This window comes from Cupriavidus sp. 291-E7 (assembly GCF_057798835.1).
Genome location: NZ_JBYOJV010000002.1, coordinates 33905 through 57218 on the forward strand (window position 1 = coordinate 33905; position 23314 = coordinate 57218).

General features: G+C 64.0%; 26 protein-coding genes. 8 read left to right on the plus strand and 18 right to left on the minus strand.

All coding sequences use genetic code 11. From position 1 onward, the window contains the following. Window positions 1-5: 5 nt before the first annotated feature. The 7 genes from panB to AC3FLX_RS03095 form a co-directional block, all read right to left on the minus strand. Window positions 6-827: a 3-methyl-2-oxobutanoate hydroxymethyltransferase gene (panB, locus tag AC3FLX_RS03065; RefSeq protein WP_488693789.1), complete on the minus strand. Its 822-nt coding sequence runs from the start codon at window positions 825-827 to the stop codon at window positions 6-8. A gap of 122 nt (window positions 828-949) precedes the next feature. Next, entirely contained in the window at window positions 950-1591 is a 642-nt protein-coding gene (locus tag AC3FLX_RS03070) for a deoxynucleoside kinase (RefSeq protein WP_488693791.1), read from the minus strand. Between the two features lie 20 nt (window positions 1592-1611). Then, window positions 1612-2130 carry a 2-amino-4-hydroxy-6-hydroxymethyldihydropteridine diphosphokinase gene (gene folK, locus AC3FLX_RS03075; protein ID WP_488693792.1) on the minus strand — a complete coding sequence of 173 codons (519 nt, stop codon included), beginning with the start codon at window positions 2128-2130 and terminating at the stop codon, window positions 1612-1614. 1 nt (window position 2131) lies between these two features. Then, window positions 2132-3727, minus strand: coding sequence for a polynucleotide adenylyltransferase PcnB (gene pcnB, locus AC3FLX_RS03080; RefSeq protein ID WP_488693794.1), 1596 nt, complete (start codon window positions 3725-3727; stop codon window positions 2132-2134). Between the two features lies 1 nt (window position 3728). Then, window positions 3729-4403, minus strand: a complete 675-nt coding sequence (locus AC3FLX_RS03085) for a histidinol-phosphatase (protein ID WP_474227366.1) — start codon at window positions 4401-4403, stop codon at window positions 3729-3731. Between the two features lie 106 nt (window positions 4404-4509). Continuing rightward, window positions 4510-5226, minus strand: a complete 717-nt coding sequence (hda, locus tag AC3FLX_RS03090; RefSeq protein WP_488693796.1) for a DnaA regulatory inactivator Hda — start codon at window positions 5224-5226, stop codon at window positions 4510-4512. Window positions 5227-5273: 47 nt separating this feature from the next. Next, window positions 5274-6344 carry an AI-2E family transporter gene (locus AC3FLX_RS03095; protein WP_488693798.1) on the minus strand — a complete coding sequence of 357 codons (1071 nt, stop codon included), beginning with the start codon at window positions 6342-6344 and terminating at the stop codon, window positions 5274-5276. A 204-nt stretch (window positions 6345-6548) separates the two neighbouring features. Here AC3FLX_RS03095 and purM point away from each other — a divergent pair, with 204 nt between their 5' ends. Beyond that, window positions 6549-7601, plus strand: a complete 1053-nt coding sequence (gene purM, locus AC3FLX_RS03100) for a phosphoribosylformylglycinamidine cyclo-ligase (protein ID WP_488693800.1) — start codon at window positions 6549-6551, stop codon at window positions 7599-7601. Window positions 7602-7646: 45 nt separating this feature from the next. Here the strand turns inward: purM and AC3FLX_RS03105 are convergent, their stop codons facing one another. Genes AC3FLX_RS03105 through mutL form a run of 3 tightly spaced genes read right to left on the minus strand, consistent with a single transcriptional unit; the run spans window position 7647 to window position 11141 of the window. Then, window positions 7647-8141 (minus strand): GNAT family N-acetyltransferase, encoded by a 495-nt coding sequence (locus tag AC3FLX_RS03105; RefSeq protein WP_488693802.1) that lies wholly within the window; start codon window positions 8139-8141, stop codon window positions 7647-7649. A 52-nt stretch (window positions 8142-8193) separates the two neighbouring features. Continuing rightward, window positions 8194-9147, minus strand: a complete 954-nt coding sequence (gene miaA, locus AC3FLX_RS03110; RefSeq protein WP_488693804.1) for a tRNA (adenosine(37)-N6)-dimethylallyltransferase MiaA — start codon at window positions 9145-9147, stop codon at window positions 8194-8196. Window positions 9148-9164: 17 nt separating this feature from the next. Further along, a complete protein-coding gene (gene mutL, locus AC3FLX_RS03115; RefSeq protein ID WP_488693805.1) occupies window positions 9165-11141 on the minus strand; it encodes a DNA mismatch repair endonuclease MutL in 1977 nt (658 codons plus the stop codon). Between the two features lie 125 nt (window positions 11142-11266). On the opposite strand from mutL, the gene AC3FLX_RS03120 reads away from it, so the two are divergent. Beyond that, window positions 11267-11917 (plus strand): VTT domain-containing protein, encoded by a 651-nt coding sequence (locus AC3FLX_RS03120; protein ID WP_488694694.1) that lies wholly within the window; start codon window positions 11267-11269, stop codon window positions 11915-11917. A gap of 24 nt (window positions 11918-11941) precedes the next feature. Here the strand turns inward: AC3FLX_RS03120 and AC3FLX_RS03125 are convergent, their stop codons facing one another. Beyond that, window positions 11942-12790, minus strand: coding sequence for a SirB1 family protein (locus tag AC3FLX_RS03125; RefSeq protein ID WP_488693807.1), 849 nt, complete (start codon window positions 12788-12790; stop codon window positions 11942-11944). Window positions 12791-12806: 16 nt separating this feature from the next. Beyond that, window positions 12807-14357, minus strand: a complete 1551-nt coding sequence (gene murJ / locus AC3FLX_RS03130; RefSeq protein WP_488693809.1) for a murein biosynthesis integral membrane protein MurJ — start codon at window positions 14355-14357, stop codon at window positions 12807-12809. A 343-nt stretch (window positions 14358-14700) separates the two neighbouring features. On the opposite strand from murJ, the gene rpsT reads away from it, so the two are divergent. Further along, a complete protein-coding gene (gene rpsT, locus AC3FLX_RS03135) occupies window positions 14701-14967 on the plus strand; it encodes a 30S ribosomal protein S20 (protein WP_124683347.1) in 267 nt (88 codons plus the stop codon). A 154-nt stretch (window positions 14968-15121) separates the two neighbouring features. Here rpsT and AC3FLX_RS03140 read toward each other — a convergent pair whose 3' ends face one another. Further along, the gene (locus AC3FLX_RS03140) at window positions 15122-15427 is read right to left on the minus strand and encodes a DUF3579 domain-containing protein (protein WP_488693810.1); all 306 of its coding nucleotides are present in this window, start codon (window positions 15425-15427) and stop codon (window positions 15122-15124) included. Between the two features lie 436 nt (window positions 15428-15863). On the opposite strand from AC3FLX_RS03140, the gene argF reads away from it, so the two are divergent. Together argF and ppnP are read left to right on the plus strand one after the other, a co-directional pair. After that, window positions 15864-16787 (plus strand): ornithine carbamoyltransferase, encoded by a 924-nt coding sequence (gene argF, locus AC3FLX_RS03145; protein WP_488693811.1) that lies wholly within the window; start codon window positions 15864-15866, stop codon window positions 16785-16787. A gap of 83 nt (window positions 16788-16870) precedes the next feature. Beyond that, window positions 16871-17182, plus strand: a complete 312-nt coding sequence (ppnP, locus tag AC3FLX_RS03150; protein WP_137928229.1) for a pyrimidine/purine nucleoside phosphorylase — start codon at window positions 16871-16873, stop codon at window positions 17180-17182. A 19-nt stretch (window positions 17183-17201) separates the two neighbouring features. On the opposite strand, the gene murB is transcribed toward ppnP, so the two are convergent. Continuing rightward, a complete protein-coding gene (gene murB / locus AC3FLX_RS03155) occupies window positions 17202-18212 on the minus strand; it encodes a UDP-N-acetylmuramate dehydrogenase (protein WP_488693812.1) in 1011 nt (336 codons plus the stop codon). A 107-nt stretch (window positions 18213-18319) separates the two neighbouring features. Here murB and AC3FLX_RS03160 point away from each other — a divergent pair, with 107 nt between their 5' ends. Continuing rightward, a complete protein-coding gene (locus tag AC3FLX_RS03160) occupies window positions 18320-18805 on the plus strand; it encodes a YajQ family cyclic di-GMP-binding protein (protein ID WP_488693813.1) in 486 nt (161 codons plus the stop codon). 140 nt (window positions 18806-18945) lie between these two features. On the opposite strand, the gene AC3FLX_RS03165 is transcribed toward AC3FLX_RS03160, so the two are convergent. From AC3FLX_RS03165 to AC3FLX_RS03175, 3 genes are all read right to left on the minus strand, one after another. Beyond that, window positions 18946-19395: a DUF192 domain-containing protein gene (locus AC3FLX_RS03165; RefSeq protein WP_488693814.1), complete on the minus strand. Its 450-nt coding sequence runs from the start codon at window positions 19393-19395 to the stop codon at window positions 18946-18948. A gap of 151 nt (window positions 19396-19546) precedes the next feature. Next, the gene (locus AC3FLX_RS03170; protein WP_488693815.1) at window positions 19547-19741 is read right to left on the minus strand and encodes a hypothetical protein; all 195 of its coding nucleotides are present in this window, start codon (window positions 19739-19741) and stop codon (window positions 19547-19549) included. Window positions 19742-19865: 124 nt separating this feature from the next. Then, entirely contained in the window at window positions 19866-20477 is a 612-nt protein-coding gene (locus tag AC3FLX_RS03175) for a pseudouridine synthase (protein ID WP_488693816.1), read from the minus strand. Between the two features lie 299 nt (window positions 20478-20776). Between AC3FLX_RS03175 and icd the strand changes: the two genes are divergently transcribed. Continuing rightward, window positions 20777-22027: an NADP-dependent isocitrate dehydrogenase gene (icd, locus tag AC3FLX_RS03180; RefSeq protein ID WP_488693817.1), complete on the plus strand. Its 1251-nt coding sequence runs from the start codon at window positions 20777-20779 to the stop codon at window positions 22025-22027. A 210-nt stretch (window positions 22028-22237) separates the two neighbouring features. Continuing rightward, the gene (locus tag AC3FLX_RS03185) at window positions 22238-22702 is read left to right on the plus strand and encodes a VOC family protein (protein WP_488693818.1); all 465 of its coding nucleotides are present in this window, start codon (window positions 22238-22240) and stop codon (window positions 22700-22702) included. 239 nt (window positions 22703-22941) lie between these two features. Here AC3FLX_RS03185 and AC3FLX_RS03190 read toward each other — a convergent pair whose 3' ends face one another. Then, window positions 22942-23151 carry a cold-shock protein gene (locus tag AC3FLX_RS03190; protein WP_488693819.1) on the minus strand — a complete coding sequence of 70 codons (210 nt, stop codon included), beginning with the start codon at window positions 23149-23151 and terminating at the stop codon, window positions 22942-22944. Window positions 23152-23314 lie beyond the last annotated feature (163 nt).

Genomic DNA, 23314 nt, shown 5'->3' on the forward strand with positions numbered 1-23314 from the left:
CCGGCTCAAGCCGAGAACGTATGCTCTTCGGCCGGGAAGCTGCCATCCTTCACCGCGGCCACGTACGCGCGCACGGCGCTCTCGATCGAGGTGTGGCCTTCCATGAAGTTGCGGACGAACTTCGCCTTGCGGCCAGGATAGATGTTGAGCATGTCCTGCAGCACCAGCACCTGGCCCGAGCAGTCGACGCCGGCACCGATGCCGATGGTCGGCACCTTCAGCAACGCGGTCACTTCACCCGCCAGCTTGGCGGGCACCGCTTCCATCAGGATCACCTGCGCACCGGCCTGTTCCAGCGCCTGCGCGTCGCGCTTGAGCTGGGCGGCGCCGGCTTCGGTTTTACCCTGCACCTTGAATCCGCCGAAGGCGTGCACGGACTGCGGTGTCAGGCCGATATGCGCGCAGACCGGAATGCTGCGTTCGACGAGGAATTTGACGATCGGCGCCAGCCATTCGCCGCCTTCGAGCTTCACCATCTGCGCGCCGGCGCGCATCAGCGTGGCGGCACTTTCGAATGCCTTTTCAGGCGTGGGATAGGTGCCAAACGGCAGGTCTGTCACCAGCAACGCGGTCTGGTTGCCGCGCGCCACGCATTCGGTGTGATACGCCATGTGTTCCAGCGTGACGGGCAGCGTGGTCTGCTGGCCCTGCATCACGTTGCCAAGCGAATCGCCGACCAGGATCATCTCCACGCCGCAGTAATCGAGCAACGCGGCGAAGCTGGAGTCATACGCGGTAAGCATGACGATTTTCTCGCCGGCATCGCGCATGGTCTGCAGTTTGGGAGTGGTGACGGTCTTGCGGGAGGGGTCGAGGAGGTAACTCATGGCAGTGCCCGTAGGAGTAGCGGCCGTGTATCGCACGAAATGCTTCGGCGGCGGCCGTTGTCGTTATCGTGTAGTGCTGCCGGGGGCCTTAGGCGCGTCTTTGCAGCGGCTATGGAGCAGTCTCAGGACGCCGCGAGATTCAGGAAGGCCTTGCGGCCCCGCATGTTCTCGATGCGCGACAGTAGTGTACGGAAATCGTTGTCGTTGTCCACCGGATTGAAGTGCGCGGTATCGACGATCAGCACCGGTGCGTCGTCGTAGCGGTGGAACAGCTCACCGTAGGCGTCATGCAGACGTTGCAGGTACGCTTCGTCGATTGCGGTTTCGCCTGGCAGGCCGCGCCGCAGAATGCGCTCGCGCAGCAGCGACGGTGTCGCCTGCAGCATGATGACCAGATCCGCGCGTTGCGCGGGCACCTGTAGCCGCGCCGCCAGCGCATCGTAGAGCGCCAGCTCGTCGGTCTCCAGCGTCAGCGACGCATACAGACGGTCTCGCGCGTAGAGGAAGTTCGTGACCATGCGATGGCCGCCGAGCATCGCCGTCTGCCATTGCTGCAGTTGGGTGGCGCGCTGGTTCAGGCAGGCCAGTTGCATCGGCAGCGCATAGCGCTGCGGTTCACGATAGAAGCGTTCGAGGAATGGATTGCGGCGCGCGCCATCGGGTAGTTCGCCCGCCCGCAGGTACTGGGCCAGGCGCTGGGCCAGCGAGGACTTGCCCGAGCCAACGGGGCCTTCGATGACGATGCGGCGCAGATGGTCGAGCATGTCTCAGATGCTCCGTGCGCTCAGGATTGCGCTTTGCCTTCCTGCAAGCGCGTGCACTTGCATGAGGAAAGCTTCTCGATGCGCTGGCCTTGTACGCCAGGCAGGTGGTCGGCCGCACGGCCGTGACCGGGGATTTCCAGCGCGGGGTCCAGCTCGATCAATGGCACCAGCACGAATGCGCGCTCGATGATGCGCGGATGCGGTACGGTCAGCGTCTCGGTGTTGACCGCTTCGCTGCCGAACAACAGCAGGTCCAGGTCCAGCGTGCGCGGGGCGTTGTGGAACGGCCGCTCGCGGCCGAACTGGTCTTCGATGTGGTGGCAGATGCGCAGCAGCTGCGACGCCGTGAACGTCGTTTCGATCTTCACCACGGCGTTGAAGTAGTCGCCGCCCGTGGCGTCGACCGGTGCCGTGCGATAGAACGAAGAACGCGCCACGACCGTGATGCCGACCTGCTGGGCCAGGCACACGATGGCGTCTTTCAGTGCCTGGCGCGCATCTCCAAGGTTGGCGCCGATGCCGATGAAGGCTAGCGTCATGTTATTCCTCCGGCTGGACTCGGCGGGACTCCGGCTCGGGCTGACCTCCATCGGCCCTGTCAGCTGTTTCCGCCTCGCTGCGGGAAGACACTTTATCCGATTTCCGCGGACTGCGTCGGCGGCGCCGTTTGCGCGCCGGCGCGTCGCCCTCGGGCCCGCCGCCGGGTTCGCCGCCGTCATCGGGGCCTTCCTGGCCGCCGCCCGCGCCGCCCGCGCCACCCTTGCCCTGCTTGCCGCGAGCGGGGCGCGCGGCGTCGATCATGGCCTCGCGCTCTTCGGGGTGGGCGTTCTGGAAATCGGTCCACCACTGGCCCAGCTCGGCAGGCTGCTCGCCCGCCTCGCAGCGCAGTTGCAGGAAGTCGTAACCGGCACGGAAGCGCGGCGACTCCAGCAGGCGATACGGCATGCGGCCAACGCGCTTTTCAAAACGCGGCTGCATGCCCCAGATATCGCGCATGTCGGTGACAAAGCGGCGCTGGATGGCCAGCTGGCCGGTCTGCTTTTCCAGCACGATGTCCATCGCCGTGTTGAGCGCGGCAATCGGATGCTCGCCGCCGTCGCGCAGCTTGGTCCAGCGCTGCAGCACGTGGTGCCACAGCAGCGACGCGAACAGGAATCCCGGCGATACGGGCTTGCCGGCCTGTACGCGGCGGTCGGTGTTGTCGAGCGCCAGTTGCACGAAGCGCTGGCCCATCGGCTGCTCGATCGCCACGTCGAGCAGCGGCAGCAGGCCCTTGTGCAGGCCGGCCTTGCGCAGTTCCTGCAGCGATGCCCAGGCGTGGCCGGACATCAGCAGCTTGAGCATTTCGTCGAACAGGCGCGCGCTGGGCACGTTGTGGATCAGCGGTGCCATTTCGGCGATCGGCACGCGTGTTTCCTCGTCGATGCCGAAGCCGGTCTTGGCGGCAAAGCGCACCACACGCAGCATGCGGACCGGATCTTCGCGGTAGCGCGTGACCGGGTCGCCGATCATGCGCAGCGTGCGCGCGCGGATGTCTTCCATGCCGTGATGGTAGTCATGCACGGTCTGCGCGGCCGGATCGTAGTACATCGCGTTGATCGTGAAGTCCCGGCGCTCCGCATCCTCGGCCTGCGATCCCCAGACGTTGTCGCGCAGCACACGGCCGCTGGCGTCGATCGCATGCGTCTTGCTGTCCAGCTCGGCGCGCTTCAGGCGGCGGCCTTCGGGCAGCGTTTCGCTGGCCACGGCGTCCACCAGTGCCCGGAATGTCGACACTTCGATGATTTCCTGCTCGCGCCCGCCGTAGAACGTCACGTGCACGATCTGGAAGCGGCGGCCAATGATGCGCGAGCGGCGGAACAAAGCCTGCACCTGCTCCGGCGTGGCGTTGGTGGCCACGTCGAAATCCTTCGGCTTGATGCCGAGCAGCAGGTCTCGGACCGCGCCGCCCACGATGTAGGCCTGGTAGCCGGCCTGTTGCAGCGTGGACGTGACCTTGACCGCGTTACGCGAGATCAGCGACGGATCGATGCGGTGTTCGTCCACACCGACGATGTTCGGGGTATGCGCACGGCCCGTGCGGCGCTGTTTCGGCCCCGGCTTGCCAAGCAGCCGGTTGATGAGCTTCTTGATCACGTCAGAACAGGTCCATGATGCGCCAGCCGGCTGCGGCCGCGTGGTTGCGTAGCCGGTCGTCGGGGTTGGCGGCGATCGGCTCGCTGACTTTCTCGAGCAGCGGCAGGTCGTTGGCCGAATCGCTATAGAACGTGGTGGTGCCGAAATCGTCCCACTTGGCGCCCAGGCTCTTGAGCCAGCTTTCCACGCGGGTGATCTTGCCCTCGCGGAAGCTCGGCACGCCAAACACTTCGCCGGTGAAGGCGCTTTCGGCCTTGCCGTCGACCGTTTCCGGGTCGGTGGCGATCAGGTGCTTGATGCCGAAGGCCTGGGCGATCGGCGCGGTGACAAAGCTGTTGGTGGCTGTCACCACCGCGCACAGGTCGCCGGCTTCCAGGTGCTTGTACACCAGGGCCTTGGCCTGCGGGGTGATCACCGGCTCGATGACCTCGTGCATGAAGCGCACGCGCCACTGGTCCAGGCGATCGCGCGGGTTGGCCGCCAGCGGGGCCAGCGCAAAGCGCAGGAATTCCTGGATATTGAGCGTCCCAGCCTTGTATTGGCTATAGAACTCGTCGTTCTTGCGACGATACGATTCCTCGTCGACGACGCCCATGCGGACCAGGAAGCGGCCCCATTCGTGGTCGCTATCGGTCGGGATCAGGGTGTGGTCGAGGTCAAACAGTGCCAGATTCATGGGGCGCGATTTTACATTAAGGTGCAGCGGGCGGTCGGCATGGCCCGGGGCGGTGGCGGGGAGGCTGGTCGGTCGGCCCCGCGAGATTGTGTACGGATTCGGGCCGTTACTCCCGGAATTCGGCAAACATTTCGCGCAGCAGCGGCAACGTCACCGCGCGCTTGCGCTCCAGCGAATACATGTCCAGCGCGTCAAGCAGGGCCATCAGGCTGGGCATGTCACGGTAATGGCGCGTGACGAGCCAGTGCGGGATTTCCGGCGATAGTTGCAGCCCGCGCTCCTTGGCAGCTTGTACCAACGCAGCCATCTTGTCCTCGTCGGACAGCGGCTGGAGCTGGTAGACCAGCCCCCAGCCCAGGCGTGTGCGCAGGTCTTCACGCACCGGCATGGCGCGCGGTGCCAGCCCGCCCGCCACCACGAGCGCGCATCGCACGTGGGCGCGAACTTCGTTGTAAAGCGAAAACACGGCGATCTGACGCGCTTCGTCGAGCAGCTCGACGTTATCGACGGTGTAGACCTGGCAGGCCGGGTCAAAGATGAAGTCCGACAGCGCGTGGTGCGGGCTCAGGTAGCGGCAGTTCAGGCCCGCGTGGATGGCCCCGTCGCACACGGCATGCAGCAGATGGGTACGGCCGGAACCCATGTCGCCCCACAGGTAGACCAGGCGGTCGTTGGCCTGCTCGCGCGCCACCTGGCCGGGCAGCTCGCGCAGCCGCTGCACCGGCTCGCGGTTGGCGGCCACGAAAAAATTCTCGAATGTGGAAGGCGGCGGGCTGCCCAGTTCGAGCGACAGCTGCTGCTTATGACTTTGACGCGGTGACATGACGAATCCGTTACTTGCGCGATGCTTGCCTGCTCGATGTCTGGCGCCTAGTGGCGATAAAGGTCGCTGGCCAGGTAAACGCGCCGCAACTGACGTGCGCCGACCAGCAGCACGGCGCAGGTGGGCAATGCCAGCAGCACGCCAAAGAAACCAAATAATTGCCCGAACGCCAGCAGCGCGAAGATCACGACCAGCGGATGCAGGCCGATGCGTTCGCCCACCAGGCGCGGCGTCAGGTAGAAACTTTCCACGAACTGGCCGATGCCGTAAACCACCGCCACGGCACCCAGTCCGTACCAGCTGCCGAACTGCAGCAGCGCGGCCACGGTGGCGAGCGCCAGCCCGATGCCGAAGCCGATGTACGGAATGAACACGGCCAGCCCCGTAAAAATGCCAACCGGAATGCCCACGTCGAAGCCGGCCACGGTCAAGCCGATCGAATAGATCGCCGCCAGGATCAGCATGACCAGGATCTGGCCGCGCAGGTATTGGGAGAGAAGCGCATCGGTCTCGGCGGACAGCTCGTGCACCTTGGGCACCCAGCGGCGGGGCACCAGGCGCTCGATACGCCGCATGACCATGTGCCAGTCCATCAGCAGGTAAAACATCAGGATCGGCACGATGAACAGCAGCCCGGCGATCTCGATCAGTGCCGACCCCGACACACGCACGTAGTCCAGCAGCACCTGCAGCAGGTCTTCGGGGCTGGCCGCAAAGCGGTTCTGGAGCATGCTGCGCAGCCCCGGAAAGTCAAAGCGCACGCGCACGCCCAGGTCGGCCAGCTTCGGTGCCAGCACGCTGTTGAGCTTCTGCAGCAGGATCGGCACCTGCTCGCGCAGCTGGGGGATCTCCCGCTGGAGCACGGCAATCAGCAGCAGCGCCAGCAGGAGCAGGATCATGGCGAGCAGGCCGATCATCAGCGTGACGCCGACGAAACGCGGCACGCGGCGGCGTTGCAGCCAGTCCACGCCCGGATTCAGGATGTACGAAAAGATGAACGCCACCAGGAACGGCGTCAGCACGGGCGCCAGCGCCAGAATGACGGCAAACAGCGCGGCGGCGACGACAATCCACAGCAGGATGCGTTTGGTGTCTTGGGAAAGCAGGGGGCTGGTCATCGGAGGGGCCGGCGGATCATGGTTGTCAGTGTGGCAGGTGGATTCGTCCGCGATCACTGGTCGCCGGGAGCCTGTATCCGTTAAAATCATGATTTTACTGGAGTCGCGCCCGTGCCCGGCGCCCGATCGGCCCCGACGGCCTGGGCAGCTTCGCCAAAGCGACCGATTCCACACTTCACCCTCCTCAAAGACAAGCAGGTTCTCATGAGCGCATCCCCGACCGCCGGCCAGGCAGGCCTTTCCTACCGCGATGCCGGTGTTGACATCGATGCCGGCGACGCCCTGGTCGACCGCATCAAGCCGTTTGCCAAGCGCACCATGCGCGAGGGCGTGATGGCCGGTATCGGCGGGTTCGGCGCCCTGTTCGAACTGTCGAAGAAGTTCCAGGAGCCGGTGCTGGTGTCCGGCACGGACGGTGTGGGCACCAAGCTCAAGCTGGCCTTCCAACTGAACCGCCACGACACCGTGGGCCAGGATCTGGTGGCCATGAGCGTCAACGACATCCTGGTGCAGGGTGCCGAGCCGCTGTTCTTCCTCGACTACTTTGCCTGCGGCAAGCTCGACGTGGACACCGCCGCCACCGTGATCAAGGGCATTGCCCACGGTTGCGAACTGGCTGGCTGCGCCCTGATCGGCGGCGAAACCGCTGAAATGCCGACGATGTACCCGGACGGCGAGTACGACCTTGCCGGTTTCGCGGTCGGCGCGGTGGAAAAGAAGAAGATCATCGACGGTACGACGATTCAGCCGGGCGACGTGGTGCTGGGCCTGGCTTCGTCGGGCGCGCACTCGAACGGTTACTCGCTGGTGCGCAAGATCATTGAAGTGGCCAAGCCGGACCTGAATGCCGACTTCCACGGCCAGCGCCTGCAGGACGCCATCATGGCGCCGACGCGCATTTACGTGAAGCCGCTGCTGTCGCTGATCGAAACGCTGCCGGTCAAGGGCATGGCCCACATCACCGGTGGTGGCCTGACCGAAAACGTGCCGCGCGTGCTGGCCGACAACCTGACCGCCGTGATCCAGCGCGACGCCTGGACGCTGCCGCCGCTGTTCCAGTGGCTGCAGGCCCAAGGCAACGTGGCCGACGCCGAAATGCACCGCGTGTTCAACTGCGGTATCGGCATGGTCGTGATCGTGGCCAAGGAAGACGCCGAACGCGCCATCCGCCACCTGCAGGCGGCAGGCGAAGCCGTGTGGCAGATCGGCGAGATCAAGGAACGCGCTGAAGGCCAGGCGCAGACGGTCGTAGTCTGATTGTTGTCCGCCCCGCTCCCGCCGTGCGGGAACGGGGCGCACCCCTCAAGCAGCGCTCAGCGCTTTCAATGCCTCGCCGGTGACCCGGCAAATCCGCCAGTCCGGCATCACGTCCGCTCCCATCGCCTGGTAGAAATCGATCGACGGCTGATTCCAGTCGAGTACCGACCATTCGAAGCGGCCACAGTCGCGTTCCACGGCAATCGACGCCAGGTGTTTGAGCAGGGCCTTGCCCAGCCCGTGACCGCGCCATGCCGGCTCGACGAACAGATCCTCCAGATAGAGGCCGGGCTTGGCCAGGAAGGTCGAGAAATTGTGGAAGAACAGCGCAAAGCCCACGGCGTGCTTCGCGCCGTCCTGGTCGACTTCCACGAGCACGGCTTCGGCATGCGGCTTCGCACCGAACAGCGCATCGCCAATCTTCTGCGGCGTGGCTTCCACCAGATGCGTGAGTTTTTCGTATTCGGCCAGGTCCGAAATCAGGCGGAACAGTGTAGCGCTGTCGGCGGGCGTGGCGGGGCGGATCGAGAAGGCGGTCATCACGTATCGCTCTGAAAATGTGAGCGACGATTATCGGTCACACGGCCCGCGATCACCAGCCCGCCGCGTGGGCAACCTGTGAGACGTAGTCGGGCGCCAGGGCGTCGATTCCGATGCGCTCCGGCGTGCTGCGCAGCCACGTCAGCTGGCGCTTGCAGAGCTGGCGCGTGGCCGCGATGCCGCGCTCGCGCATCGTGGCAAAGTCGCAATCGCCGTCCAGGTATTCCCACACTTGCCGATAGCCGACGCAGCGCATCGACGGCAGGCCCAGATGCAGGTCGCCGCGCGCACGCAACTGCTTGACCTCGTCGAGGAGTCCGCCTTCGAGCATCGCGTCGAAGCGTTTGGCAATCCGATCATGCAGCACGGCACGATCCGACGGTTCGAGCGCGATCACGCGGTAACGGGCATCGGCGGCGCCGGTGAACGTCCGTGCGTCGGCCTGACGCGCGAGCAGGGCCGACATGGGCTGGCCGCTCAGCCGGTGGATTTCCAGCGCGCGCTGGATCCGTTGCGCGTCGTTCGGGGCCAGTCGCGCGGCAGTGACCGGATCGATCTCGGTCAGCATCGCATGCAGGGCCGGCCAGCCGCGCTCGGCGGCCAGTGCATCGAGTTCGGCGCGCACCGAGGCGTCGGCTTGCGGCAGGTCGTTCAGGCCTTGCGTCAGCGCCTTGTAGTAGAGCATGGTGCCGCCGACGATCAGCGGCGTGCGATCGCGCGCGCGGATTTCATCGATCAGCCGCTCGGCATCGGTCACGAACTGCGCGGCCGAGTAACTGTCGAGAGGGTCGATGATGTCGATCAGGTGGTGCGGCACGCTGGCCAGTTCAGTGGGCGTGGGCTTGGCCGTGCCGATATCCATCGCGCGATAGACCAGCGCGGAATCGAGGCTGATGATCTCCACCGGCTTGCGGGCGGCGAGTTCGAGTGCCGCCGCCGTCTTGCCGGACGCGGTGGGTCCGAGCAGGCAGACGATGGGCGGAAATGCGGAGGACTGCGAAGACATCGTGAAGCGCTACGGCGTTACTGGCCGCGCAGGAACAGGCGGTCGAGTTCGGTCACGGTCAGCTGCACCCAGGTGGGGCGGCCATGATTGCACTGGTCGGCCCGTTCGGTCTGTTCCATCTGGCGCAGCAGCGCGTTCATCTCTTCGACAGTCAGCTTGCGGTTGGCGCGCACCGCGCTATGGCACGCCAGCGTGGCCAGCAGTTCATTGCGGCGCTCGGCCAGTACGCGCGAGCCGCCGTAGGACTGCAGGTCGCGCAGCACGTCGCGCGCCAGCGCTTCGGCATCGGCCTGCCTGAGCAGCGCGGGAATCGCCCGCACGGCGAGCGTGGTGGGCGATACCGGCGCGATATCGAAGCCCAGCAACTGCAGCGTTTCCTGATACTCCTCGGCCGCGCCGATTTCCACCGGGTTCGCCGGCAGCGTGACCGGAATCAGCAGCGGTTGCACGGCGAGGTCGCGGGCGTCGAGGCCGGCCTTGATCTGCTCGTACAGGATGCGCTCATGGGCGGCGTGCATATCCACCAGCACCAGCCCGCGCGCATTCTGCGCCAGCACGTAGATGCCGTGCAGCTGTGCAATCGCATAGCCAAGCGGATGGTCGTCGTCGCCGTCTTCGGCGTTCGCGGCAGGGAGTTCCGATGCGCGCGGCGGCAGACGGTCGAGCAGGCCGGGCGGTTCGTCGGCGCGCGCGGCCTGCGCATCGGCCAGCCATGCCGGCGGTTGCGAGGACGGCTGCCAGGACCGCGCGGCGTCCGAAGACTGCGGCGCCGTGGCGTCGCGCACCATGCCCAGATAGGCCTGGCGCGGCTGGGCAATGCCAAGCTCGGTCTGACGGCCCGCCGAATAGTTGACCCATTGCGGCGCGGCGCCAGGCACGCCAGCGGGCCGCGCGGCGGGCATCGGCACCAGGCCGGCGCCATCGCCAGTATCGGAATGCAGGCTATCGCCTTGCTCGCCAGCCTGGCGGGCGAGGCAGCGCTGCACTGCGTGATAGACGAACTGGTGCACCGCACGCGATTCGCGGAACCGCACCTCGATCTTCGACGGATGCACGTTCACATCGACCAGCTCGGGCGGCAGGTCCAGGCACAGCACATACGAAGGAAAGCGGTCGCCGTGCAGCACATCCTGGTAAGCGCTGCGCACTGCGTGGTTGAGCAGTTTGTCCCGCACGAAGCGGCCGTTGACGAAGAAGTATTGCTGGTCGGGACGCCCCCGGGAGGCCGTGGGCAAGCCGGCAAAGCCATACAGGTGCAGAGCGTCGGCGTCTTCGTCGAGCGCCAGCCGGGCACGTGCGAAGTCGTTGCCAAGCACCTGCGCGGTGCGGGTGGCGACGTCGCCGGCGTTCCAGTGCTCCAGCGGCTTGCCGTTGTGGTGGACCGAGATCGTGACGTCGGGCCGCGCCAGCGCCGCGCGCCGGATCATCTCCAGGCAATGACCAAGCTCGGTTTGTTCCGATTTCAGGAACTTTCGTCGCGCTGGCGTGTTGAAGTACAGGTGCTGGACGTCGATCATCGTGCCGACGCCACCGGAAGCCGGTTGCAGCTGGCCGCTATCGGCGCTGATCTGCGTGGCGTGCGGGTCGCTGGCGGTGCGGCTGGTCAGCACCAGATGGGACACCGACGCGATCGAGGCCAGCGCCTCGCCGCGGAAGCCGAGTGTCAGGACGGATTCAAGCTCGTCGAGCGAGGCGATCTTGCTGGTGGCGTGCCGCATCAGCGCGACGGGCAGCTCGTCGGGGGGGATGCCGCAGCCGTTGTCGGTGATGACAATACGCCGCACGCCGCCTTCCTCGAGCCGGATGCCCAGTTGCGTGGCCCCGGCGTCGAGCGCGTTTTCGAGCAGTTCCTTGACCACCGACGCGGGGCGTTCCACCACCTCGCCGGCGGCGATCTGGCTGATCAGTTGATCCGGCAACGGACGAATCGGTCGGCCAGGCTGGGTGGTGCGGAGTAGGGCCCGGGATTCGGGCAGTGCGGCGTCGGCAGGCATGCGGGCGATTATACGTGCGGCCGGAAACCTTTTCGGCACATCCCCGGCCGGCACGTGACGGATTGTTGCAAGGGCTCTTGTATGATGTGGGCCTTCACGGAGAGAGGACTAATTTGGAAACCGTATTGCATCTGATCGACATGATCCTGCATGTCGACAAATTCCTGGGCCAGTTCGTCCTGGACTATGGCGTCTGGGTCTACGGCATTCTTTTCGCCATTGTGTTTGCAGAAACCGGGCTGGTGGTGGTGCCCTTTCTGCCGGGCGACTCGCTGCTGTTCATTGCCGGGGCCATGTGCGCCACCGGTGCGATGAATGAATGGATGCTGTCCGGGCTGCTGTTCGCGGCCGCCGTGATCGGCAATACCGTCAACTATTTCGTGGGCAGCTGGATCGGGCCGAAGGTGTTCGATCACCAGTGGCGCTTTCTGGACCAGAACGCGCTGCGCAAGACGCACGATTTCTACGAACGTCATGGCGGCAAGACGCTGGTGATGGCGCGCTTCATCCCCATCGTGCGCACGTTTGCGCCGTTCGTGGCGGGTGTGTCGCAGATGACGTTCGCGCGCTTCCAGCTGTTCAATGTGGTCGGCGCCGCCGCATGGGTGTTCGGCCTGGTCTTTGCCGGCTACTTCTTCGGCAACCTGCCGTTCATCAAGCAGTACCTGAACCTGATCGTGCTGGCCGGTATTGGCGCTGCCATTGTGCCGTTGGTGCTGGGCGGGTTGTGGAAGCTGGTGCGCGGCACGCGCCGTCCAGCGGACCGCAAGCCCTGAGGGCGTAGTCTCTTCGATGAGCCGTCAGCTGATGCTGCGGCTCATCATCCGCAAGGCCGGCATGCGATCGCGGATCTGCGTGGTGTCGGCTGCGTCGGGACGGGCCTGGACGTAGGCTTCCAGGTCTTCCAGCGCCGGCCGGAAACACTCCAGATTGGCATAGGCCAGGCCGCGGTCGCGCACTTCCTCGATCGAATCGGGCAACAGGATCACCAGGCGGTTCTGCACAGCCAGCAGCCGTTGCCAGCGCGATTCCTGCAGATAGATGGCCTTCAGGTTGCGTAGCATGCGCGCGATGATCTCGCGATGGCCGGCCACCTGTAGGAAAAGCCCCAGCGGCACCTCATTCGATCCTGTGATGCCTTCGCGTTCGAGGAACGGGTCGAGCATCTCCTGCAACTGTTCCTTCGACAGCGTTTCGCCCGTCAGCGGGTCGAGCACGACATCGCCCGCCGGAATCGTCATGCGCACCAGGAAGTGGTTGGGGAACGACACCCCCTTGAGCGGCAGGCCGATCTGCTGCCCCAGCTCCATGTAGAGCACCGCCAGCGAAATGGGAATGCCGCGGCGCTGCTTGAGCACCACGTTCAGGTACGAATTGTCCGGATCGTAGTAATCGTTCGCGTTCGGTCCGAAGCCCAGGTCACGATAGAAGAAATGGTTCAGCAGGCGCAGCCGCTGGATGGCCGGCGTGCCTTCGGCAATCCTCCGCTTCAGGCGTACGGCCAGCACGTCGAGCGCGGCCAGTTCCGACTGCAGGTCCAGGTCCGGGTAGGCGTCCTGGGCGATCGCGAGCGCGGTCTCGGTCAGCGGGATCGCATCGTCGTCGGCCACGAGGCTGGCGAAGTAGTCCAGGACTTTCGTGGAGGTCATGGGGCGGTATTCCTGACTAGCCGGCGCGGCGCCGGAAGGCTGCATAGCGCAGGCCCATGAGCCACAGTGTACCGAAGTAGACTGCCGCCGCAAGTACCAGGCAGGCCGCCATCAGCGCGATGCGCAGCCCAGGCGTGGCGCCCATTCCCACCCAGTCGAAGTTGCGCGCCAGCCATAGCAGCATGCCCGACAGAATCAGCACTGCCGCAACAAGGCGCAGCAGGAATAGCCCCCATCCAGGAGCCGGTTGATAGAACCCACGGCGGCGCAGACCGAAGAACAGCAGCAGCGCGTTGACCGTCGCGCCGAAGCTGATCGACAGCGCCAGTCCGGCATGCGCGAAGATCGGCACGAAGACGTAGTTCGAGGCCTGCGTGATCACCAGCACGAGCAGCGCGATCTTTACCGGCGTGCGGATGTCCTGGCGTGCGTAGAAGCCCGGCGTCAGGATCTTGATCAGGATGAGGCTGAGCAGGCCGACGCCGTAGGTGGCCACCGCCTGGCGCGTCATCTCCACCGCATGCGCGTCGAACTTGCCGTAATTGAACAGCACCGAGGTCAACGGCGTGCCGAAGACAAAGAGGCCCGCCGCGCACGGAACGGCCAACAGGAATGTCAGGCGCAGGCCCCAGTCGAGCAGGCCCGAATATTCCTCGCGGTCATCGTTGGCGCTGGCGCGGGACAGGCTCGGCAGCAGGATCGTGCCAAGTGCCACGCCTAGCAGCGCCGTGGGGAATTCCATCAGGCGATCGGCATAGGTCAGGTACGACACGCTGCCGGCGCCCAGGCGCGACGCGATGTTCGTATTGATGATCAGGCTGATCTGCGCCACGGAAACCGCCAGCAGGGCAGGCGCCATCTGTTTGATCACGCGACGCACGCCGGGGTTGGACCAGGCCGCGCGCAGGTTCAGCGAGACGCGTGGCAGCACGCCCAGGCGGCGCATCGCGGGAATCTGGATCGCCAACTGCAGCACGCCGCCTACCAGCACGCCCCAGGCCTGGGCGTAGATCGGCTGTTTCATATGCGGACCCACCCACAGCGCCGCGATGATCAGGCAGATGTTGAGCAGCACCGGCGTGAAGGCGGGAACCGCGAAGTTGCGCCAGGTGTTCAGAATGCCCGACGCCAGCGCCACCATCGAGATCAGGCCGATATACGGGAACATGACGCGGGTCATGAAGACCGCCGCGTCGTAGGTTTCGGCATCGCCGCGGAAGCCGGTGGCCACCACCGTCATGACGATCGGCGCGGCGATCACGCCAAGCAGCGACACGGCCGCCAGCACCCAGGCCATGACCGTGGCCACGGCGTCGATCAGAAGATGCGTTTCTTCGTCGCCGCGTTTGCCGTGGTACTCGTTCAGGATCGGCACGAAGGCCTGCGAAAACGCCCCTTCGCCAAACACGCGGCGCAGCAGGTTGGGAATGCGGAACGCCACATTGAAGGCGTCGGTCATGTCCGAGGCGCCAAAGGCGCGGGCAATCAGGATTTCGCGCATCAGGCCGGTGATGCGCGAAAGCATCGTCAGGCTGCTGATGGTGGCAAGCGCTTTGAGGAGGTTCAAGGTGATAGATCGGGGAAGCTTCGGGTACCGGACGCCAGTGGGGCCGGCGTTGCGTTCGGCGGTTCAGACGCCCATACGCTTGCAAAGTTGCCGCGGCGCCACGCCTGGCGCCTGATGTGGCGCTTATTATACGGATCGGCCGGTGCCGGGCGACCGTCACGCGGCGTTTACGGATCTCCCTTGCCTACGGCGCCAGCGTGTGTGTATAATCGCCGATTCGCAAGGACAGTCGCGTCCAGGATTCGTTTGTCGAAACATCCCGGGTCGCAAGATGTGACTTAATTGTTGCGTCCCAAATTATTGCGTCGCCCCGGGCGCGCATTCTGAATTCAGGAAGAGATACATGGCAAATTCCGCACAAGCTCGCAAGCGCGCGCGCCAAGCCGTCGCCGCGAACGCCCACAACTCCAGCCTGCGCTCGCGTCTGCGCACTGCCGTCAAGGCAGTTCGCAAGGCCATCGACGCTGGCGACAAGGCCGCTGCTGCTGAGATCTTCAAGCAGTCGCAAACGATCATCGACAGCATCGCTGACAAGAAGATCGTGCACAAGAACAAGGCTGCACGTCACAAGTCGCGCCTGTCGGCTGCTATCAAGTCGATGGCTGCCTGATACTGCTCCGGCCACTCCGGTGGCTCGCAGAATGAAAAAGCCCGTCTCCAGACGGGCTTTTTTGTTTTCCGCTTCAGTCGGCTTCAGCGCGGCCGGCCAACAAAAAACCCGGCCAGCGCCGGGTTTCTGTCGTTTCGGGGAGCGGATGCCCTGGTCAGTTGTCGACCGAGCAGGCCTCCACCACCTGAAGGTTGTTGTCGCGCGCGAAGTTCAGCACAAAGTCCAGCGCCTTCGGTTCGATCTCGCGCAGCCGGGTATCGACCACCACGTTCTTCACACCCGCCACGATCACCGGGCGCACATATGGCGAATAGGTCAGGCGAGGATCGCCGGTATCACCCTCGGGTCGGAATTGCGCCATCACGCCGCACAGCCGCTCGGCCCAGTCGCTGGGGCGGAAGGTCTTGCCTTCCTTTGTCACGCCTTGGATAAAATATTCGCGAACTTGGGGGGTGGTCATGGGACTGCGGGGATCTGCTTGGGTGACTCGACGGTAAACCCGTTGGCACGGGCGCCCGTTTGACGCATCCGGTGGGCGATTGGTTCGCGCGCATCCGGACGAGGAGCGGGGCGGTAGTGTCGACGGGGGCACTTTTGATGCCGGCGGCGGGCGGTGGCATGGGTATGCCGGGCCCCGCGTGAATCAGCGAGTATTATATCTTATATAAGACTTGCGCATACGACGAAATCCTGTCGGAAACCTGTCAGTGGCCGCTTGCGCGGCATCACAGGGTTATCGGCGCGGACTCGCCAAAGCTGGAATAATCCCTTATGATCTTTGCAATTACATTGCGTAAGCGACGCGAAAGGCGGCTCCGCGACACGCTCCAGCCCTGAAGGATTGCACTTCCACGCAATCGGGCTGCGTGTCCTAAGCGAGTCGCCTTCTTTGTTTTATGAGCCCAACCCCGATCAAGCATTACCTCCAGTTCAGCGACCTTGGTGCCGATGAGTACGCGTACCTGCTGGACCGCGCGAGGATTCTGAAGGCGAAGTTCAAGAACTACGAGACATGGCACCCTCTGCACGACCGCACGCTGGCCATGATCTTTGAAAAGAATTCCACGCGTACGCGTCTGTCGTTCGAGGCTGGCGTGCACCAGTTGGGCGGCCATGCAGTGTTCCTGAATACGCGGGATTCGCAGCTGGGCCGTGGCGAGCCGATCGAGGATGCGGCGCAGGTGATCTCGCGCATGGTGGACATCATCATGATCCGCACCTACGGCCAGGACATTCTGGACCGCTTTGCCGCGCATTCGCGCGTGCCGGTGATCAACGGGCTGACCAACGAATACCACCCCTGCCAGGTGCTGGCCGATATCTTCACGTATATCGAGCAGCGCGGCAGCATCGCAGGCAAGACCGTTGCATGGATTGGCGACGCCAACAACATGGCGTACACCTGGATCCAGGCAGCGGAGCGGCTTGATTTCACCTTCACCTTCTCGGCGCCGCCGGGCTACCAGCTGGACCCCGCAATGGTGCCGGCCTCGGCGGCATCGCGGGTCAAGGTGTTCGCCGACCCGCTGGAGGCTTGCCAGGGCGCGCACCTGGTGACGACCGATGTCTGGACCAGCATGGGCTTCGAGGCCGAAAACGATGCGCGCAAGCGTGCGTTCAAGGACTGGATGGTGACCACGGCGATGATGGACCGCGCTGCCGACGACGCGCTGTTCATGCATTGCCTGCCCGCCCACCGTGGCGAGGAAGTGGAAGCCGCCGTGATCGACGGTCCGCGCAGCGTGGTGTGGGAAGAAGCCGAAAACCGCCTGCACGTGCAGAAGGCGCTGATGGAATACCTGCTCTGCGGCCGCTATTGAGCGATTGCCGGAGCCAATGAAAGGGGGCCAAGATGGCTCCCTTTTTTACGTCTTTACGAAACCGGAAGATTGAGGAGATTGAGATGAGCCAGTTCGACAACGTATCTGTCGTCAAGAAAGCCAACCTGTATTTCGACGGCAAGTGCGTGAGCCACACGGTGCTGTTTGCCGATGGCACACGCAAGACGCTGGGCGTGATTTTCCCGGCCGCGCTGACGTTCAATACGGGCGCTCCGGAAATCATGGAAGTCAACGCGGGTAGCTGCCGCGTGCGCCTGGCCGGTTCGGAAGAATGGAAGACCTATGGCGCGGGCCAGCAGTTCAACGTGCCGGGCAACAGCAGCTTCGATATCGAAGTGACCGAAACCCTGGACTACGTCTGCCACTTCGAATAATCCCGCAAGACCGGGGAAGTCAGAGAATCACCGGCTCCGGCTCGATCCGCACGCCAAATCGCGCCTGAACCGTATCGGCGATACGGTTCGCCAGTTTCAGCAGCGCGGCGCCGGTGCCGCCGCCGTGGTGCACCAGCACCAGCGCCTGCTTGCCATAGACGCCCACCGCGCCGTCATCGAGTCCCTTGAATCCGCATTGGTCGATCAGCCACCCCGCCGCGAGCTTGTAGCTGCCGTCGGGCTGCGGATAGCTGACCAGTGCCGGATGCTCGGCCAGCAGCGCATTGCGTTGCGCCGCTTCGACAACCGGATTCTTGAAGAACGATCCGGCGTTGCCGATCTTCGCCGGGTCGGGCAGCTTGCGCGAGCGGATGGCGATGATCGCCTCGCGGATTTGCGCCGCTGCCGGCGACGCCACACCTTCCAGTTCACGGGCCAGCTCGCCGTAGTTCAGCACGGGCTGCCACGCCTTCGGCAGGCGTAGCGTCACGGCGGTGATGATGTATCGGTCGCGGCCTGCGTGCTTGAACAGGCTGTCGCGGTAGCCGAAGGCACAGGCATCCAGATCGAGCGTGACGAACGCGCCAGACTGACGGTCGTAGGCGCGCAGCCAGGCGAAGCGTTCGCGCAGTTCCACGCCGTAGGCGCCAATGTTCTGGATCGGTGCCGCGCCGGCCGTGCCGGGGATCAGGGCCAGGTTTTCCAGGCCGGGCAGGCCGTCGGCGACGGTACGGCTCACCAGTCCGTGCCAGTTTTCACCAGCGCCGGCTGTCACCAGCCAACTGTCGTGGTCTTCCGTAATTTCGTAGCCGGGGATTTCCATCAGCAGTACGCAGGCGTCGAGATCACCCGTCAGCACCACATTGCTGCCACCCCCGAGTACCACGACGGGCAAACCGGCCGCGCGCGGATCGGACAGGGCCGATACCAGGTCCGTTTCGCTGCGAATATGGCTCGCCAGACGCGCTCGTGCGTCAAACCCGAATGTATTGTGGGTGCGCAGGGGATAGAATTCGTGAAAATCTGCCATGAAGGACGGGGAAAGCACCCCGGACCGGGGCAGGCCCAGATTATACGTAACCGTATGGACCGGCCGCCGTTGCAAGCGGCGCGCCGCGCAATGCCAGGAGAATCGAAATGCCGTCGTTTGATGTAGTTTGCGAAGCCAACATGGTTGAAGTGAAGAACGCCGTGGAACAGGCCAACAAGGAAATTTCCACGCGCTTCGACTTCAAGGGGTCCGATGCCCGCATCGAGCAGAAGGAAGGCGAACTGACCGTGTTTGCCGATGACGACTTCAAGCTCGATCAGGTCAAGGACGTGATGATCAACAAGATGGCCAAGCGCAACGTGGACGTGCGCTTTCTTGACTACGGCAAGGTCGAAAAGGTCAGTGGCGACAAGGTCAAGCAGGTCATCACGATCAAGAAGGGCGTGACCGGCGACCTGGCCAAGAAGATCGTGCGCATGATCAAGGACAGCAAGATCAAGGTCCAGGCAAGCATCCAGGGCGATGCCGTGCGTGTGTCGGGCACCAAGCGCGACGACCTGCAATCGGTGATCGCGCTGCTGCGCAAGGACGTCAACGAGGCGCCGCTGGACTTCAACAACTTCCGCGACTAGTAGACGGCTTGGCGCCCGTGCAGGGCGCCCAATTGCTGGCAGGCAGCTCGCGTGCAAGCTGAAACACCTGCTCCGTCCTGGCCAGAGGCGCTTCGCCTCGTTTTGATAGCGCCTCCTGGAAGGCGCTCACCCCGAGGGGGTTATTGGCCCTGCCGCGGCTGCGGCAGGCCGCCGATCTTCGCACCGGGCTTGAGGCCTTTCTGCGCGAACCATCCCTTGTTCATTTCCAGCGCGTAGCGCACGGCCGCACGCGGACAGTGGTTGTCCTCCGTCTGCGGCTTCATGTCCTCGATGTTCACGATGCTGCCGTCATCGGCCAGAAAGGCGATGGAGAGCGGCAGATCGGTGTTCCGCATCCAGAAGCAGTGCCCGGCCTTTTCCTCGAAGACGAACAGCATGCCGGCGTTGGCAGGCATCGACTTGCGGAACATCAGGCCGCGTTCACGGGCTTCGGGCGAAGCTGCCAATTCGGCCTGGATGGCGTACATGCCGGCCGTCAGCGGAATGACGGGCAGCGCGGATTGCGCCTGGGCCAGGCTCGTCAGCGCGAAGGCGCCCACGGCAATCAGGGTCTTGAACACGGGGTGCATGGCGGTTCTTGTCGTTGGGGGTCAACTGCAGGCGAGAGCATAGCGCAGCCATGCCGGGCGTGCCGGTGAGCCGGGCATGAAAAAAGGCAGGTCGCGTGAGCGCCTGCCTTTCTACAAATGCGCGGACACCGAGGCCCGCGCACGGACCACCTTACTGGGCGGCCGGTGCCGAAGCGTCCGCCTTCTTGGCGTGCTTCTTCGTCGAAGAATGCTTCTTGTGGCTGGACTTCGCGGGCTTCGCGGCTTCCTTGGCGGCCGGCGCTGCGTCAGCGGCGGGAGCCGAAGCCTGGGCGAAAGCGCCGGTAGCGAACAGGCCAACAACCAGGGCAGCGATCAGTTTTTTCATTGCGAGTACCTCAGAGATGTATCCAGTATTTGGAGGGTTCGACGCGTGTAGACGTGTCACTCGCAACAACGAGACGCCATCTTCTGGCGTTGACGTCATGTTTATCAGTATTTGTAACTGCGTTTTACCGCCCCTTGCGCACATGTATTGCGTCACGGACATGCGAAGCCTTGATCGAAGGTCCTAATTCCAGGACATCCGTCTCACGCCATTGACCCGGTAACAGCCCGAGATCGGGCAGCGAAAGCTTGCCAATCGCCACGCGAACCAGGCGTAGCGTTGGATAACCCACCGCCGCTGTCATGCGCCGCACTTGGCGGTTCTTGCCTTCCCGAATCTGCAATTCGACCCACGTCGTGGGAATTGCCGCCCGAAAACGGATCGGTGGATTCCGGTCCCACATCCACGCAGGCTGGTCGACGATACGCACGACCGCTGGCAGCGTCTTGAAGTCGCCAAGGTCCACGCCGGCGCGCAGGCTGGCCAGCGCGCTCTCATCGGGCACGCCTTCCACTTGCGCAAGATAGGTCTTCGGCAGCTTGTGCTGTGGGTCCGCAATGCGCGCCTGCAACACACCGTCATCGGTCAGCAGCAGCAGGCCCTCGCTGTCCGCGTCGAGGCGGCCCGCCGGATAGACGCCGGGCAGGTCGACACAATTAGCCAGCGTGGCCCGCGACGGATGCGCGGAGAACTGGCTCATCATCTGGAAGGGCTTGTTGAGGGCGATCAGGGTCATGGGCGCGCATTATCCACCAGTGGCGCGAGCCTGCGGGCCTGCCGTGCTTGGTACGTGATTTCGCTTTATGCATAAAATGCGAATCGTCTTATGTCTTATACAACACTGCCATGCGATCCTCGGTGCAGTGCAGTGCAGTGCAGTGCAGTGCAGTGCGGTACGGGCCTAACGGGGCCGATGGCCTGTGTCAACGTGGCAACGGCAAAACGCCCGTTACAATGCCTCGCACAACACAATCGCGTCGCCGGGCTCTGCGGCCTGGTGCCAGTCATCACCCCCATCCGCAGTTGGAGACGAACATGTATCAGCACATCAAGGTGCCGGCAGGCGAGAAGATCACGGTCAACGCCGATTTTTCGCTGAATGTGCCGGACAACCCCATCATTCCGTATATCGAAGGCGACGGCACGGGTGTCGACATCACGCCGGTGATGCTGAAGGTGGTGGACGCAGCCGTGGCCAAGGCCTACGGCGGTCAGCGCAAGATTGCGTGGATGGAAGTCTTCGCGGGCGAAAAATCCACCCGAGTCTACGGGCCGGACGTGTGGCTGCCTGACGAGACGCTCGATGCGGTCAAGGAATACGTGGTGTCGATCAAGGGTCCGCTGACCACGCCGGTGGGTGGTGGCATCCGTTCGTTGAACGTGGCGCTGCGCCAGACGCTGGACCTCTACGTGTGCCTGCGCCCGGTGCGTTATTTCAAGGGCGTGCCGTCGCCGGTGCGCGAACCTGAAAAGACCAACATGGTGATCTTCCGCGAGAACTCGGAAGACATCTATGCCGGCATTGAGTGGGAGGCCGGCAGCGAGGGCGCGAAGAAGCTGATTGCCTTCTTGCAGAACGAAATGGGCGTGAAGAAGATCCGCTTCCCGGAGACCTCGGGCGTGGGCATCAAGCCGGTCTCGCGGCAGGGCACGCAGCGCCTGGTGCGCAAGGCCTTCCAGTACGCGATCGACAACGACAAGCCGTCGGTGACGCTGGTGCACAAGGGCAATATCATGAAGTTCACCGAGGGTGGCTTCCGCGACTGGGGCTATGAGCTGGCACAGCAGGAGTTCGGCGCCGAGCTGGTCGACGGTGGTCCGTGGTGCAAGTTCAAGAACCCGAAGACCGGCCGGGACATCGTGGTCAAGGATGCCATCGCCGATGCATTCCTGCAGCAGGTACTGCTGCGGCCGGCCGAATATTCGGTGATTGCCACGCTGAACCTGAACGGCGACTACATTTCCGACGCATTGGCGGCGCAAGTCGGCGGCATCGGCATTGCGCCGGGGGCCAACATGTCCGATTCGGTGGCGATGTTCGAAGCCACGCACGGCACCGCGCCGAAGTACGCGGGCAAGGACTATGTGAATCCGGGCTCCGAAATCCTGTCTGCCGAAATGATGCTGCGCCATATGGGCTGGACGGAAGCGGCCGACCTGATCATCGACTCGATGGAGAAATCGATCCTGTCGAAGAAGGTCACCTATGACTTCGCCCGCCTTCTGGAAGGCGCCACGCAGGTGTCGTGCTCGGGCTTTGGTCAGGTGATGATCGACAACATGTAAGTCGTCGCATCGACTCCGCATCCTCGAACCCGGACCCTGAGTCCGGGTTTGTTTTTTGGCCGCAGCGTTGTCCGCCGGCTTCAAGGCTACGAAATCTCTGACTCGTGGGGTGGCATGCAGCCGTTCTTCCCTTTTTGCGGACGTCGACTACAACGTTTGCAGCACGGCGGAACGCCGGCAAAGGACGATGTGGATACAACGGAGGCTGCGATGGAAGATCCATTCAAACGAGCCGCCCTTGGCGCGGCGGTCTACTACAAGGACCCGATGGCCGCGCTGGACTGGCTCGAACGGGCGTTTGGCTTCGAGCGCGTCATGGTCATCACCGACCAGGACGGAAAGCTGGCCCATTCCGAAATGCGCTTTCGAGACAGCTATCTGATGGTCGGCAGCGAGTGGGCCGACTACACCGCCAGCCCGGTGTCAGTGGGTGGCAAGAACACACAGTCCGTGCATGTCCATCTGGAGGATGGGCTGGACGCCCATTGCGAGCAGGCCCGCGCCGCAGGCGCGCAGATCGTGCGCGAGCCCGAGGACCAGTTCTATGGCGATCGTGTCTACGCGGCGCGTGACCCCGAGGGGCACGTGTGGAGCTTCGGCCAGTCCGTCCGCAAAGTCAGCCGCGAGGAGGCGGAGGCGGTCTCGGGACTCAGCATCGACGGGTGGTCGGAGTAGGGGGCGCTCTGCGACAGAGCGGCAGAGCGGACATCCGCGATACAGCGCAAACAGAAACGCCCGGCACATGGTTCACATGGGCCGGGCGTCTTGCCGGATGCTTGGCGTACGCGCTTGGCGCATGCCCCGGACAGGCATTGCCTGCCGTGGCATAGGATCCCGTTCCGAAGGGGAGCATGTCCCCTTCACATCCGCATTGGCCGACGCCGCTCAGTATGGCGCGTTCAGCCGCGGCGCACTTACGCAGTCGCGTCCTGAATGTTCGTGGCTTGCTTGCCCTTCGGGCCTTGCACGACCTCGAACGAAACGCGCTGGCCTTCCTTCAGCGTCTTGAAGCCGGCCATCTGGATTGCCGAAAAGTGCGCAAACAGTTCTTCCTCGCCATCATCCGGCTTGATAAAGCCGAAACCCTTGGCGTCATTGAACCATTTGACGATACCGCTTGCCATAAACTCCCCCAACGAAAAAACTGATTTCAAGCGGGGAAACCAATGGCCAGCTGAAAACCACCCTGACGGACCCCGGCAGACCGCTCCCAATGGATCGGGCTGCAAAAGCGCCGCGCAAATGAAGTTCGCGTGGCCAACCGCCTGCGTCCGTCCGAAAACGCAC